General features: G+C 59.6%; 14 protein-coding genes. 6 read left to right on the top strand and 8 right to left on the bottom strand.

What is annotated here, in order from left to right; all coding sequences use genetic code 11:
* Positions 1–269: 269 nt before the first annotated feature.
* The 5 genes from Q0V31_RS14510 to Q0V31_RS14490 form a co-directional block, all read right to left on the bottom strand.
* A complete protein-coding gene (locus Q0V31_RS14510; RefSeq protein WP_298188559.1) occupies positions 270–2,048 on the bottom strand; it encodes an ABC transporter ATP-binding protein in 1,779 nt (592 codons plus the stop codon).
* Complete coding sequence (locus Q0V31_RS14505; protein ID WP_298188556.1) at positions 2,041–2,673, bottom strand: DsbA family protein; 633 nt, start codon at positions 2,671–2,673, stop codon at positions 2,041–2,043. Before Q0V31_RS14505 ends, Q0V31_RS14510 begins: the two co-directional genes overlap by 8 nt.
* Positions 2,674–2,675: 2 nt before the next feature.
* The gene (locus Q0V31_RS14500) at positions 2,676–3,614 is read right to left on the bottom strand and encodes a rhodanese-related sulfurtransferase (protein ID WP_298188553.1); all 939 of its coding nucleotides are present in this window, start codon (positions 3,612–3,614) and stop codon (positions 2,676–2,678) included.
* Positions 3,615–3,753: 139 nt separating this feature from the next.
* Positions 3,754–4,047, bottom strand: coding sequence for a BolA family protein (locus Q0V31_RS14495; protein ID WP_298188550.1), 294 nt, complete (start codon positions 4,045–4,047; stop codon positions 3,754–3,756).
* 13 nt (positions 4,048–4,060) lie between these two features.
* On the bottom strand, positions 4,061–4,561 hold the full coding sequence (locus Q0V31_RS14490; RefSeq protein ID WP_298188548.1) for a DUF2059 domain-containing protein: 501 nt from the start codon (positions 4,559–4,561) through the stop codon (positions 4,061–4,063).
* A gap of 259 nt (positions 4,562–4,820) precedes the next feature.
* On the opposite strand from Q0V31_RS14490, the gene Q0V31_RS14485 reads away from it, so the two are divergent.
* The 4 genes from Q0V31_RS14485 to Q0V31_RS14470 all read left to right on the top strand — a co-directional run bounded on the left by Q0V31_RS14485 (position 4,821) and on the right by Q0V31_RS14470 (position 8,556).
* Positions 4,821–5,831 (top strand): DUF2804 domain-containing protein, encoded by a 1,011-nt coding sequence (locus tag Q0V31_RS14485; protein ID WP_298188546.1) that lies wholly within the window; start codon positions 4,821–4,823, stop codon positions 5,829–5,831.
* 114 nt (positions 5,832–5,945) lie between these two features.
* Positions 5,946–7,340: a class II fumarate hydratase gene (locus Q0V31_RS14480; RefSeq protein WP_298188544.1), complete on the top strand. Its 1,395-nt coding sequence runs from the start codon at positions 5,946–5,948 to the stop codon at positions 7,338–7,340.
* Positions 7,333–7,953, top strand: coding sequence for an NAD(P)H-dependent oxidoreductase (locus tag Q0V31_RS14475; protein ID WP_298188541.1), 621 nt, complete (start codon positions 7,333–7,335; stop codon positions 7,951–7,953). Before Q0V31_RS14480 ends, Q0V31_RS14475 begins: the two co-directional genes overlap by 8 nt.
* Before the next feature lie 393 nt (positions 7,954–8,346).
* Positions 8,347–8,556, top strand: coding sequence for a DUF6316 family protein (locus Q0V31_RS14470; RefSeq protein ID WP_298188539.1), 210 nt, complete (start codon positions 8,347–8,349; stop codon positions 8,554–8,556).
* Between the two features lie 127 nt (positions 8,557–8,683).
* Here Q0V31_RS14470 and Q0V31_RS14465 read toward each other — a convergent pair whose 3' ends face one another.
* The 3 genes from Q0V31_RS14465 to Q0V31_RS14455 form a co-directional block, all read right to left on the bottom strand.
* The gene (locus tag Q0V31_RS14465; protein ID WP_298188536.1) at positions 8,684–9,868 is read right to left on the bottom strand and encodes a thiolase family protein; all 1,185 of its coding nucleotides are present in this window, start codon (positions 9,866–9,868) and stop codon (positions 8,684–8,686) included.
* Between the two features lie 98 nt (positions 9,869–9,966).
* Positions 9,967–11,454 (bottom strand): polyphosphate:AMP phosphotransferase, encoded by a 1,488-nt coding sequence (gene pap, locus Q0V31_RS14460; protein WP_298188534.1) that lies wholly within the window; start codon positions 11,452–11,454, stop codon positions 9,967–9,969.
* 59 nt (positions 11,455–11,513) lie between these two features.
* Positions 11,514–11,822 carry a class I SAM-dependent methyltransferase gene (locus Q0V31_RS14455; RefSeq protein WP_298188532.1) on the bottom strand — a complete coding sequence of 103 codons (309 nt, stop codon included), beginning with the start codon at positions 11,820–11,822 and terminating at the stop codon, positions 11,514–11,516.
* 534 nt (positions 11,823–12,356) lie between these two features.
* Between Q0V31_RS14455 and Q0V31_RS14450 the strand changes: the two genes are divergently transcribed.
* Both Q0V31_RS14450 and Q0V31_RS14445 read left to right on the top strand, forming a co-directional pair.
* On the top strand, positions 12,357–13,301 hold the full coding sequence (locus tag Q0V31_RS14450; RefSeq protein WP_298188530.1) for a triacylglycerol lipase: 945 nt from the start codon (positions 12,357–12,359) through the stop codon (positions 13,299–13,301).
* Positions 13,302–13,378: 77 nt separating this feature from the next.
* Entirely contained in the window at positions 13,379–14,398 is a 1,020-nt protein-coding gene (locus tag Q0V31_RS14445; protein ID WP_298188528.1) for a lipase secretion chaperone, read from the top strand.
* The last annotated feature ends 38 nt before the right edge of the window (positions 14,399–14,436 follow it).

The following is a 14,436-nucleotide window of genomic DNA, read 5'->3' as shown; positions in this document are numbered from 1 at the left end:
CGATAAATTTACAAGGCGGTTGATTTAGCTGCCAGATGTAAGGCCGCTGCGCCCCAGGCCTGATAGAAACGCACAACAAATAGCCGGCATCGCCCGCTCCTACGGTCGGTATTGCCCCATAGGAGCGGCGCGGACGCCTAGTCCATGCCAGCCAAAAAGTGCTGTGCTCACAAGGCATCATAGGGTGCGATGACGCGTCATCATCCACCCGCACGGTATCCCGGCCGATGAAAAAGCGTCATCCATCCGACTGTTTGCCAACGCAGCTGTCAGTGCTGCAAATGCCCATACAACTTGGCGTACAGCCCGCCGTCGGCAATCAGCTGTTGATGGCCGCCGTCCTCGGCAATGCGGCCGCCGTCGAATACCAGCACCCGGTCGGCTTGTTTCACCGCGCTCAGGCGGTGGGCGATGATCAGCGTGGTGCGGCCGCGCAGGAACTGGTTGAGTGCCTGGTGCAGGGCGTACTCGGTGGCCGCATCCAGCGCCGAGGTGGCTTCATCGAGAATCACCACTTTCGGCTCGGCCAGGACCATGCGAGCAATCGCCAAGCGTTGGCGCTGACCACCTGACAAGCGCACCCCGGAGCGTCCAACCATGCTGTCCAGGCCTAGCGGCAAGGCAGCAATGGTATCGGCCAGCTGGGCTATCTCCAGCGCCCGCCAGCAGGCTTCATCCTGGCGCTCGCGGCCCATGCACAGGTTGGCTCGCACCGTGTCGTTGAACAGCGCCGGGTGCTGCAACACCACTGCCACGTGCTCGCGCACGGCTTCCAGGCCAATCTCTTGCTGGCTGCAGCCACCAAAACGAATGGTCCCGGCCTGCGGCGTATACAGGCCGAGCAGCAGTTGCACCAAGGTACTTTTACCGCCGCCACTGGCACCGACTATGGCCACCTTCTCGCCTGGGGCAATGCTCAGGTTGAGCTTATCCAGCACCGGCTCATCGTTATAGGCGAAGGTCAGCCCGCTGACCTCAATGCCTACGGTGTCGCGCCCCTTGAACGGGTCGACACGGCCGGGGTATTGCGGCTCGTCGTTGCGCGCCAACAGCTCGTTGATCCGGCTCAACGCGCCGCCAGCAGCGTAGAAGGCGTATTGCAGGCTGAGCAGTTGCTCGACCGGGCCGATCATGAACCACAGGTAACTGAATACCGCGAGCATCTGCCCAATCGACAGGTCAGAAAACAGCACAGTGAGCATGGCAGCAGCACGGAACACATCAATGCCGAACTGGAACAGCAGGCCACTGGCGCGATTAGAGGCATCGGTCTTCCACTGCGAGTTCACCGCGAAGTCGCGTACTTCTTTAGCCCGGCCACCGAGACGGCCGAGGAAGAAACCCTGGCGGTTGCCGGCGCGGATTTCCTGAATGGCTTCGAGGGTTTCAGTCAGCGCCTGGGTAAAGCGCGAGGTGCTGTCGTTCTCCAGCTTTTTCAGGTGCTTGACCCGTTTGCCCAACTGCACCGTGGCGTAGATCACCAAGGGGTTGAACAGCAGGATCAACAGTGCCAGCTGCCAGTGCATCCAGATCAGGATCGCCGAGGTGCCGGCCAGGGTCAGCATGGCCACGAGAAAGCGGCTGAGGGTTTCGCCGACAAATTTGTCGAGGGTATCCAGATCGGTAACCAGGTGCGTGGTCACCGTGCCGCCACCGAGGCTTTCGTATTCGCCAAGGGAAATACGCTTGAGCCGCTCAATCAGGCGCAGGCGAATGCGGTAGACAATGTCCTTCGACAGCCGGGCAAACAGCCGCGCCTGCAGCACGTTGAAAACCAGCGCGCCAGCGCGCAGAAACAGGGTCAGCACCAGCATCAGACCGATATAGCCAGCGGCCGTTTCCCACTCAGTCGGCAGGAAGTTATTCATGACTTTGAGCGCGCTGTCACCGTCCTTGAGCAGCACCTCATCAACCAATAACGGCAATAACAGCGGGATCGGCACGCTGCACAGGGTCGCCAGCACGGCGACCACGTTGGCCCAGATCAATGCTTTGCGGTGCTGCAAGGCCAGGCGGCGGATTTCCGCCCAGCTCAAACGATCAGGCATGGGTAACCTGCTCCAACCAGCGCGCCAGCAACGGCTGCAGCACGTCAAGCGGTTGATAGCCGTTGGTCAGCAGCGCCAGCTGACCGTTGCGCTCAGCCAACAAGGTTGGAAAGCCGGCAATGCCCAGACCCTGAGCCCAGCTAAAGTCAGCGGCGGTGGCGGCACGCTGTTCGGCGCTGTCGAAGGCCTCGGCAAACTCGGTGCGCGCAATACCGGCGCGCTCGGCCAACTCCACCAGCACGTTGGCGCGGGTGACGTCTGCACCTTCGGTATAAAACGCGCGTTGAATCAACTGAGCCAGCGGCCAGGCCAACTCCGGGGCCAGATGGCGCGCGGTCACCAGAGCACGGCAAGCCGGCTCGGTGTCGTACACCAAGCCTTCAGGCAAACCGTCATTGAAGTTGAACAGCTGGCCGGTGCTGGCATTCACCGCTTGCCAGTAGCCCAGGTAGCGCACCCGAGCAGCGGCATCGACGGCCACGCTATCGCGGCGCAAACCGCCCACCACCAACTGCAGGCCAACCCCGGCCGCCGCGGCCTGCTCGGTGAGGGACTGCAGCACTGGGGCAAAGCCCCAGCACCATGAACACATCGGGTCCATCACGTACAGCAGGCGTGCGTGCATGCTCAAGCCTCGCGCGATTTACGCGGGTTATAGCCCAATGGATGCGGCTGGTTGCGCGCCTTGGCCAGTTCAATCTGATTCTGACGCTCGCGGGCACCGGCACGGGTTTTCTCCGGCAGTGAGTCCCAGCAATGCGGGCAACTGACGCCTGGGGTGTACAGCTCGGACTGACGATCCGCCACCGACACCGGCGTGCGGCAGGCGTGGCACTGGTCGTAGTCACCTTCGCTGAGGTCATGGCGTACGGTGACGCGGTTATCGAAAACAAAACAGTCGCCCTGCCACTTGGTGTCTTCCTGCGGCACCTCTTCCAGGTATTTGAGGATACCGCCCTTGAGGTGGAAGACCTCCGCAAAGCCTTCGCCGAGCATATAGCTGGAGGCTTTTTCGCAACGAATGCCACCGGTGCAGAACATCGCGACTTTCTTATGCTTGGCCGGGTCGAAGTGCGCCTTGATGTACTCGGGGAACTCGCGAAAGGATTTGGTTTTCGGGTCTACCGCGCCCTCAAAGGTGCCAATCGACACCTCGTAATCGTTGCGCGTATCGATCAGCAGCACCTCGGGATCGCTGATCAGCGCATTCCAATCCTTGGGCTCGACGTAGGTGCCGACCTTTTGGTTCGGATCGACCCCAGGCACACCGAGGGTGACGATTTCTTTCTTCAGTTTGACCTTGGTGCGATAGAACGGCTGCTCGTCGCAGTACGACTCTTTATGGTCAATATCGGCTAAACGCGCATCCAGGCCAAACCAGGCGAGCAAGCCATCGATACCGGCACGGCTGCCGGACACAGTGCCGTTGATGCCCTCTTCGGCAATCAATAGCGTGCCCTTGATGCCGTTATCGAGCATGGCTTGCAGCAGCGGCTCGCGCAGCGCATGGAAGTCCGGCAGGGAGACGAATTTATACAGCGCGGCGACAACGATTTTGTCTGTCATGGGCAGGTCCTTCAGTAGTCGCCCACGTAAAGGGCGGACTGGGATAGAAAAAACACGCCGAGCCAGGGCGGGTGATGACCTGGCTCGGCGGCGGCATAGTTTACGTTTGTTAGGGCAGACCGTGTAGCGGCGAATCGCCTCAGTGGCCGCCTTTGCAGGTTGGCGAAGCCGGAGCAACGCCCTGCTGCGCCCACTCATCCGCGGTATAGGTGTGCAGTGCTAGGGCATGGATCTGGCCCATAAAGTCACCCAGGCAGGCATAGACTTTTTGGTGGCGCTTGACCGCATTCAGTCCGGCAAACTGCTCGCTGACGATCACCGCCTTGTAATGGGTTTCCAGGCCACGGCTGTGCATGTGGCTTTCATCCAGCACCTCGAGGTGCTGCGGCTGCAAGCCGTTGAGGGTTTCCTGCAGCAGGTCGATCTTTGGCATTTCAAACATCCAGTCAGGGAGTTTTCGGGGTCAACTTGGCGGTCATCTCTGCCAGCAACTGGTTGACCTTGGGCACAGCTGCTTCCAGTTTGCTCTGGGTAAGCTGTGCCGATTGCGCGGTCAGGGTCGGCATTTTCACCAAGACCTTCTGGCCCACGGGTGACTCGTAGAAACGGATCAACTCCTGCATTTCCTGCTCGTTGAAGTTGCTGGTGTAGAGCGTAATCATATCCGGCTTGAGCTTGTCCCAACCCACCGCCTGCTCAAGGGCCGTATTCGCTTGGGCCTGGTAGGTTTCGAGCATGGCTTTTTCACTCTCGGGGGCTTTGGACTCGGCAAAGCGCTGGGCAAACATCTGCTGCACCTGGGCATACACCGGCACCGCCAGCTTGTCTGCACGCGCTAACAGCAGGAAGCGCTCGGCATCGGCGGCATGACTCTTGGCATCGGCCAGCACCTGAGCACTGCCACACGTCAGTAGTAGGGCAACGCAAAAGGCAGATAAACGTGGCATGTACGACTCCTGAACCTGAGAAAGAGCCCGTTTGACTCAATTACCGGCATTTTGTGCCCAAGCGCTTGTCCTACTCAAGCGCGGTGGGCATTTCAGCTAGTCCCGCCACAACTGTGCACTGGTGCACAACCTGCTTAGAGGCCAAAATGCCAGTAATTGCCGAGCGTACGTATGCCCGGGCATGCTCGGAGTATTGCCCCCATTACGCTTCAACGTGCCCCGTCGACAAGGCCAGCACTCGCACACATGGACGTGCCAAATGAACAGTTCCGCCCTCTCAGAGTCTTCCACGACCATTGCGCTGTGCGACAGCCGCGGCCAACTCAACCCGCAAGCAGTCGGCTGGTCACCCCGGCCCATGGTTGACTGCGCTATCCCAGGCCACTACGGCCGGCGCAAACGCTGGAATCACTGGTGCATCACGACGCCGCAGTGGATGCTTTCGTTCACCCAAGCCGACCTCGACTACCTGGGTTATGCCGGCGTCTGTTTTGCTGACCTGCAAAGCGGTCAAGCCGTTGCCTACAGCCAGTACCGCCTGTTCGGCCGCGGCTGTGAGCTGCCAGACCAGCCCCAGCAAAGCCATGAGTTCAACCACCCTCGCCTGCACCTGCGCGTAACCGAACATACCGGGCGCAGCCGCATCAGCATCAGTGCAGCGGATATCGGCGGCCAGCCACTGCAGGTTGACCTGGATATCCAGCGCCCTGCTCACCTGGAGTCGGTCAACCTGGTCGCCCCGCTTAGCGCGCAGCACTTTCATGCCACCAGCCGCCAGCTGGGCCTGCCTTGCAGCGGCAGCGTGCAGCTGGGCAAACAGCAATACAACTGCGTGGCCGGGCAGAGCTTTGCCTCACTGGATTTCGGCCGCGGTGTCTGGCCCGTTTACAGCCACTGGACCCGCGCGGCCTTCGCCGCTCCCGGCGGTATCGCCGGCAACTTCGGTGACGGCTGGACCGACCACAGTGGCCTGTCAGAAAACACCCTGTGGTTTGGCGGCGAATTGCTGCACCTGGACACTGCCATCCGTATCACCCAAGCCCCGCCAAAACCCTTGGGCCCTTGGCAGCTGCGCAGTGCGGATGAGGCTGTCCACCTGACCTTCACTCCGCGTCAACGCCACCAGGCTTACCGCCGGCTGGGGCCGTTCTTTGCAGACACCCAGCAGTGGTTCGGTTACTTCACCGGCACTCTGCGCGGCCCGCAAGGCGAGCGCGTGCCCGTCAACAATGCCCTCGGCTGGCTCGGTGAAACCCGCGCACGCTGGTAATCCGCCTAAATATTGAACCTCTGCTGAGGCATAGCGACCTAAGCTGAGATACGGGCCAAGGCGCTGACGGCCTGCCACTCACGCTGTTTTACACGCACCCTCAGGAGAGCCGCCATGAGTCGCACTGAAACCGACAGCCTAGGCCCAATCGAAGTCCCTGATGAAGCCTATTGGGGCGCGCAAACTCAGCGCTCATTACTCAACTTCGCCATCGGCCAGGAACGCATGCCGTTGCCAGTGGTGCACGCCCTAGCACTCATAAAGAAGGCCGCCGCACGGGTCAATCAGCGTATCGGCGATTTGCCCGCCGATCTCGCCCGCCTGATTGAGCAAGCCGCCAATGAAGTGCTGGCCGGCCAGCATGATGAGCAATTCCCCCTGGTGGTCTGGCAAACCGGTAGCGGCACGCAGAGCAACATGAACGTCAACGAGGTGATCGCCGGGCGCGCCAATGAACTGGCCAGCAGTGGCCGTGGCGGCAAGACGCCGGTGCACCCTAACGACCACGTCAATCGTGCGCAAAGCTCCAACGACTGTTTCCCCACCGCCATGCATATCGCCGCGGCGCAGGCCGTTCAGCAGCACCTGCTGCCAGCCATGCATGAACTGCGCGACGGTCTGCAGGAGCAAGCAGAGCGCCACGCGCACCTGGTCAAAACCGGGCGCACGCACATGATGGATGCCACACCGATCACCTTCGGCCAGGAGCTGTCAGCCTTTGTCGCCCAACTGGGTTACGCCGAGCGCGCCATCCTCGCGACCCTGCCGGCCGTCTGCGAATTGGCCCAGGGCGGCACTGCCGTAGGCACCGGCTTGAACTCGCCGCAGGGTTTTGCCGAAGCCATGGCCGCTGAATTGGCCGCATTGAGTGGCCTGCCACTGGTCAGTGCGCCGAACAAGTTTGCCGCCCTGGCGGGGCATGAACCGCTGGTGGCGCTATCGGGTGCACTAAAAACCCTGGCGGTGGCGCTGATGAAACTGGCCAATGACCTGCGCCTGCTGGGCTCGGGGCCACGCGCTGGCTTTGCCGAAGTGCGCCTGCCGGCCAATGAGCCGGGCAGCTCGATCATGCCCGGCAAGGTCAACCCCACCCAATGCGAAGCGCTGTCGATGCTAGCCTGCCAGGTATTGGGCAACGACACCACGATTACCTTTGCCGCGAGCCAAGGGCATCTGCAGCTCAATGTGTTCAAGCCGGTGATCATTTATAACGTGCTGCAATCAGTGCGATTGCTGGCGGACGGCTGCCATAACTTCCAGCAGCACTGCATCGCTGGCCTACAACCGGATGCCGAGCGCATGGCCGAGCACCTGGAGCGCGGCCTGATGCTGGTCACCGCACTGAACCCGCACATTGGTTACGACAAGGCCGCGCACATCGCCAAGCAAGCCTATCAAGATGGCTCCACTCTGCGTGAAGCAGCGCTGCAGTTGGGCTATCTGAACAATCAACAATTCGATGCCTGGGTGCGCCCGGAAAACATGCTAGAGGCAGGACAACATGAGTGAAGCGGCAAAGAGCGGCGCAACGCCACTGGAAGGTGACGGCAAGCGCATCCTGATGATTCTCGGCACCCCGAAAAACAGCAGTCTCTGCCATGCCTTGGGCGAGGCTTATGCCCAGGGGGCACGCAGCAAAGGCCATGTGGTACGCCAGTTGAAGCTCGGCGAAATGAGCTACGACCCGGTGCTGCGCGACGGCTACGAGCACAGCCAGCAACTGGAGCCCGACCTACTGGAAGCCCAGCGGCAGTTTCACTGGGCCGAACATTTGGTGTTTGTCTACCCGGTTTGGTGGGGCGGCATTCCAGCGTTGCTCAAAGGCTTCTTTGACCGCACATTCCTGCCCGGCTTTGCCTTCAAATACCGTAACCGCTCGCAACTCTGGGACAAGCTGCTAAGCGGTCGCACGGCGGATTTGCTGGTGACCATGGACACCCCGCCCTGGTATTTCCGCTGGATCTACGGCGCCCCTGCACACCGGCAGATGACGCGCACCATCCTTGGTTTCAGCGGCATAAAAACCCGCCGCCTGAGCGAATTCGCCCCGGTGCGCCCCTCCTCTGAAGAGCAACGCCAGAGCTGGCTGCGCCGCGCCGAAGCACTCGGCGTACGCGCCTGAGACGTTAACCTGCGCCGTTAAGCCAATGCGCGCACGCGCACCTTGCGTGCGCGCCAACCGGCCAGTAACGAAGGCCAAAGTGCTGTCAACGCCGACCCAGCACCACCAGCACTGCACCAGCGCCTTAACCCTTGCCCAATGCAGGTTACCGCAGCGAAACAGTATTTTAGGCCGCCAGCCTTAACCGGCACAGCCACAGCGAAGTATCAGCGTGCGCAGAAACTGTACTGACGGCCGAATAGCATCAAGTCATTGCATTGACGTCAATGATTGTAAAAGAGCAGTTAAATACTGCGAATAGCGGGTAAATTCGACCATCTATCGCTAACTCCAAAAGATGATCAGGCGGAGGTTTAGACTGAATTCAGTTATCACCTTGCGGGAGGATCACCTATGTTCGGTCAACGCGCTATTGATCACAGTCCTGGCACGCACTACCGTTGCGAGCGCGTCAGTGCGGTTAACGGTCAATACTTCTTCTCCACCCGTGAAGGCTCACTGGAGGGGCCATATTTCACCCGCACGGACGCGGAACGTGAGATTGCGTTTTATATCCGTAGAATGATGCAGGCCAGCGACATCATTGAGAGCCGCTCTTTCTAGAATGACGGCAATGCTCAGCCAATAAAAAACCGCGATTTCTCGCGGTTTTTTATTGGCTTTATATACCTGTGGAGCGCCTTATCGACCGTGACATAAGGCGCATTGGCGCTCCAGCACTTATGCCGGATCAGCGCAGCGCTTCGAACAACCCGGTTGCCCCCATGCCGCCGCCCACGCACATGGTGACGATGCCGTAACGCTGGTTACGTCGCTGCAGTTCACGCACCAGGTGACCAACCTGACGCGAGCCGGTCATGCCAAATGGGTGACCAATGGAGATCGAACCGCCATTGACGTTGTACTTGGCGTTGTCGATTTGCAGACGGTCGCGGGCGTACAGGCACTGCGAAGCAAATGCTTCGTTGAGTTCCCACAGGTCGATATCGTCGACTTTAAGCCCCTTGGCTTTGAGCAGTTTTGGCACCGAGAACACCGGGCCAATGCCCATCTCATCCGGCTCACAGCCGGCGGCCACAAAGCCTCGGAACAATGCCAGTGGCTTGAGGCCCAGCTCGATGGCTTTTTCCAAGCTCATCACCAGGGTCATCGAAGCACCGTCGGACAACTGCGAAGCATTACCTGCTGTCACCGAACCATCATCGGCAAACACCGGCTTAAGCGCGGCCAGGCTTTCCAGCGTGGTATCGGCACGGTTGCAGTCGTCATGGGCGACGATGCCATCGACAATGCTCTTCTCGCCGCTGGCCTTGTCCTCTACTTGGTACTTGACGTTCATTGGCACGATTTCATCGTCGAACAGGCCATCAGCCTGCGCCTTGGCAGTGCGCTGCTGGCTTTGCAGTGCGTAGGCGTCCTGCGCCTCACGGCTAACGTTGTAGCGACGGGCGACGATCTCCGCAGTCTGGCCCATCGGGTAATAGATGCCTGGCACGTCTTTCTGCAGCAGCGGATTGAATAGGTGCTGCGTGTTCATGCTTTTCAGGGTCATGGTGATCGACTCAACACCGCCCGCCACGATCACATCACTGCAGCCCGATGCCACCTGGTTGGCGGCAATCGCGATAGCCTGCAAGCCCGACGAGCAGTAACGGTTGAGCGTCATGCCGGCCACGTTAGTGCCAAGGCCCGACAGCACGGCAACGTTACGGCCGATGTTCATGCCCTGCGCGCCTTCATTGGACGCCGCCCCGACGATGCAGTCATCGACCAACGCGGGATCGATACCACTGCGTGCCAGCAGTGCATTAACGCAATGAGCGGCCATGTCGTCTGGACGAGTCAGATTGAACTTGCCGCGAAACGACTTGGCCAAACCAGTCCGTACGCTGTCAACGATCACCACTTCACGCATGCTGCACCTCATTGTTATTCGATTAAGTTGCCTATGAGAATAAGACCGAACAATCTCACGCGACGACGATCATTCATCAGCCGTATGCGCAGCCATCCTTAGCCCTTGGCGAACGCGGCCTCTAGCGCCGCATTGATGGTGCGCAGCACCTTGATCCGGGCAAAGCGCTTGTCGTTAGCCTCCACCAGCGTCCAAGGCGCAATTTGCGTGCTCGTACGGTCGACCATATCACCCACCGCATCGCGGTATAGAGGCCACTTATCGCGGTTACGCCAATCATCTTCGGTGATCTTGAAGCGCTTGAAGGGTATCTGCTCACGCGCTTTGAAGCGTTCCAGCTGGGTTTGTTGATCGATCGACAACCAGAACTTCACCAGGACCACGCCAGCATCACTGAGTTGCTCTTCGAAATCATTGATCTCCGAGTAAGCACGCAACCAGTCACCTTCGGTACAAAAGCCTTCAACCCGCTCCACCAACACCCGGCCATACCAGGAACGATCAAACACGGTGAACTTGCCGCGCGCCGGGACATGCCGCCAGAAACGCCATAAATAAGGCTGCGCACGCTCTTCCTCGGTCGGCGCCGCAACCGGCACGATGCGGTACTGACGCGGATCGAGCGCCCCAATCACCCGGCGAATCGCCCCACCCTTGCCGGCGGCATCATTGCCTTCAAACACTGCAACCAGTGAATGCCGACGCATACGCTTATCACGCATCAGGCTGGAGAGCCGCGCCTGCTCAATGATCAGTTGCTCGCTATACGTTTCCTTGTCCAGCGCCTGGCTCATATCCAGACTATCGAGCAGGCCACGCTCATCCAGGCTGGATGTCAGCGGTGCCGCATGGGGTAGTGATAGCGGCCGGTTTTTCGCCTTCAACGCCGCTTGCAGGCCATCAAGAAGGATGCGCCCGACGGTTAGGCTGCGGTAATACTCATCCACGCCCTCCACCACATACCACGGCGCGTAATCACGGCTGGTGCGGCGCAATACGCGCTCACCCACACGGACAAACTTGTCGTAGGTTTTCGATTGCTGCCAGTCCAGCGGGCTGATCCGCCAACTGTGCAGCGGGTCGTCCTGCAGCGCCTCAAGTCGCGCCTTCATATGGTCTTTGGAGAGGTGAAACCAGAACTTGAATATCAGTGTACCTTCGTCACAGAGCATGCGCTCCAGCCCCAGAGCGGTGTCTATGGCTTGGTCGAGCACGGCATTCTTAATGCGTCGATTCACCCGACCGCTGAGCATCTGGCTGTACCAATTGCCGAAGAACACCCCGATGCGCCCCTTGGGCGGCAGTTGTCGCCAGTAACGCCAGGCCGGCGGACGCGCCAGTTCCTCATCGGTCTGCTGATCGAAGGTGTTGACTTGAATCAGCCGTGCATCCATCCACTCATTGAGCAGCTTGACCGTCTCGCCCTTACCCGCGCCCTCGATGCCATTAATCAGGATGAGCACGGCAAACCGCCCCTGCTGCTGCAGTTCGTACTGCGCCTCAAGCAGGGCCTCGCGCAGGACTGGAGCCTCCGCATCGAAGGTGTCTTTATCGATACTGCGGCCGATCTCGGCGGATTCGAACATGACTCACTCCATGACGATATGACTTGAGCCTAGCGGATAAACAGTGCCTTAAGGCAAACCTAACGCCGGGTAATCAAGCCTTGCTTGGCCACCCTCGTCAGCTGCCGTACCGTTTCTTCTAGCTGAGCAGATGTAGGCGCTTGAATCACTGCCATATCGAAGTGATTACTGCCAAATCGAGCCAGGGACTCGCCATCGTGGACAAAGTTGATCAGGAAGGTGCGCGGCGCCGGCCAGCGCTTGGGCCAGCCATCGAGGTAGCGCAGCAAGGTCGGCTGGTGACTGCCGCCGAGGAGAATTTTCGGGTTGTGCTGGCTAAGCCCGGAGGTGATCGGGACCAGACGAATAAGCGGTTGGGGACATTGCATGGGTGCGTCTCCGCCTCATTGGATCCGCTGGGCAGCGGTGAGAGGCGACACCGAACCAGCGCTTTAGCGGTATTTCGAAGCCTCCATGGAGGTCTTCTGAGGGTTGTGCATTGAGCAAGCAACCCGGCGCCCCGCAAGTAGCTGTTTAAATCGGCGCATGGGCTGGCATCCTAGAGAAAGCCGCGCAAAGCTGTCAATACGTGCGCCAAGGCCAAGCACGCCTGCAACCTCATTTGCGTGGTGCAACAACCAGCCCACCTAACTGCAGTTACCAGCCGTGCATATTCCCGGCAGCACGTCACTGCGGGCTTAAAGCCGCTCATTTCGTTACTCTGCGTAACAAGAAAACCAGTCGATACGCAGCGAAAATCCATCTATTTCGAGAAAAACATCCTAGATAGAGCGATTCGTGTCGACACTCTCCTACTGGCATAGTTTGTGCGTTTAACCATGTGCTGATGCATGCGCCACAGGATGGGCGCTTTAACTGCATCGATGCATTGAACCGCCCGATTAACCCTAGCGAGAGCACCAATGAACAACAATAAAACTCTGCTCGCCCTCTGCCTGGGCGCCGGCTTACTGGCCTCCGGCAACACCCATGCTTCCTGGTTCGGCTCCTCCGGCTACACCCAGACCAAATACCCAGTCGTATTAGCCCACGGCATGCTCGGTTTCGACAGCCTTCTCGGTGTCGACTATTGGTACGGCATTCCTGCTGCACTGCGCCGCGACGGCGCCAGCGTGTACATCACCGAAGTCAGCCAACTGGATACCTCTGAGGCTAGAGGCGAACAACTGCTGGCCCAAGTGGAAGAGATTGTCGCCATCAGCGGCAAGCCCAAGGTCAACCTGATCGGCCATAGCCATGGCGGCCCAACCATTCGTTACGTCGCCGCTGTGAGCCCCAACCTAGTTGCATCGGCCACCAGCGTGGGGGCACCACATAAAGGTTCGGCCACCGCCGATTTTATTCGCCAAGTACCGCCAGGCTCAGCCGGTGAAACCCTGATAGCAGGCATCACCAATGGTCTCGGCACTCTGATTAACTTCCTTTCTGGCAGCTCCAGCACCAGCCCGCAGAACGCCCTGGGCTCTCTGGAATCACTCAATAGCGAAGGCGCGGCGCGTTTTAACGCCAAGTTCCCACAGGGCATCCCTACGACGGCTTGCGGTGAAGGTGCCTATAAAGTCGGCGGCGTGCGCTACTACTCCTGGAGTGGCACCAGCCCGATCACCAACATCATCGACCCAAGTGACCTGCTGCTGGGCGCAACCTCGCTGACCTTTAAGGGTGAAGCCAACGATGGCCTGGTTGGCCGCTGCAGCTCGCACATGGGCAAGGTGATTCGCGACAACTACCGGATGAACCATCTCGACGAGGTCAACCAGACCATGGGGCTGACCAGCCTGTTCGAGACCGACCCGTTAACGGTCTATCGCCAGCACGCCAATCGCCTGAAAAACGACGGTCTATAAAAACTCGCCAGGGGTTGTATGCAGCCCCTGGCGTTACGCCTCCATCGCTCGCCTGAATGACCTGCCTAAGAGTGCCTGTGAAAAAACTCCTGTTATTGCCCCCACTATTATTCGCTGCATGCCTGGCTCTGGCGCTGTACCTGCAGCCTGTTGATATTCCAGCGCAGCTCGGCAGCAAGACGCCGCCACCGGGAGAACAAAGCGCGCCCCCACTGACGGCCACACAAGGCCCCAGCAGCCCGAAAAATACAGCGCCAGCATTGCAGACGTTGCCCGCCTCATTTCGCGGCACCACAGTGGATGGGGTCTTTCGCCTGGATGCCAATGGCAACCTGCTGATCAGCGAAGACATCCGCCAAATCTTCGATTACTTCCTCGCCGCAGTGGGTGAAGAGCCGCTGGCTACCAGTGTCGAGCGACTGCGCGCCTATATCACCGAGCAGCTACCGGCCAACGCCCGAGAACAGGCCCTGACCCTGCTCAACCAATACCTCGACTACAAGCGCGAACTGGTACTACTTGAACGCGACCTGCCGCAAATGGCCAACCTGGATGCCCTGCGCCAGCGCGAAGCAGCCGTACAGGCCTTGCGTGCGCGCCTCTTCGATGCGCCAACCCTGCAGGCGTTCTTTGCCCGGGAAGCGGCCTATAACCAGTTCACCCTGCAGCGGCTCGCTATTGTGCAAGACAGCCAGTTGAGCGATGCCGGCAAAGCCGCCGCCGTCGATCAACTGCGCAACAGCCTGCCCGCCGAAATGCAGGACGCGGTATTGCCGCAACTGCAGAACGAGCTGCGTCAGCAAACGGCGCAATTGCAGGCCAATGGAGGCAAACCTGAGCAGATCCGCCAACTGCGTCAACAACTGGTCGGCGCCGAAGCGACTCAGCGTCTTGAAGTGCTCGATCAACAACGACAAACCTGGAAAAAACGCATTGCCCAATACCGTATCGACAAAGCTGCTATCGAAAGCAACCAAGGCATGAGCGCCAGCGACAAGCGCGCCGCCATTACCCAATTGGCGGCGGAGAACTTCGATGAGCGCGAACAGCTGCGCCTGGACGCCGCCGAGCAACTGGTCATGCCAAGTAAGCCATAGCCCTGAAACGTAAAAAGCCCACACGAAGTGGGCTTTTT

It is taken from the genome of uncultured Pseudomonas sp. (assembly GCF_943846705.1).
In the GTDB taxonomy this organism is placed as follows: domain Bacteria; phylum Pseudomonadota; class Gammaproteobacteria; order Pseudomonadales; family Pseudomonadaceae; genus Aquipseudomonas.
Note: the sequence above shows the minus strand (reverse complement) of the source record. Positions and strands in the feature narration are given on the sequence as shown.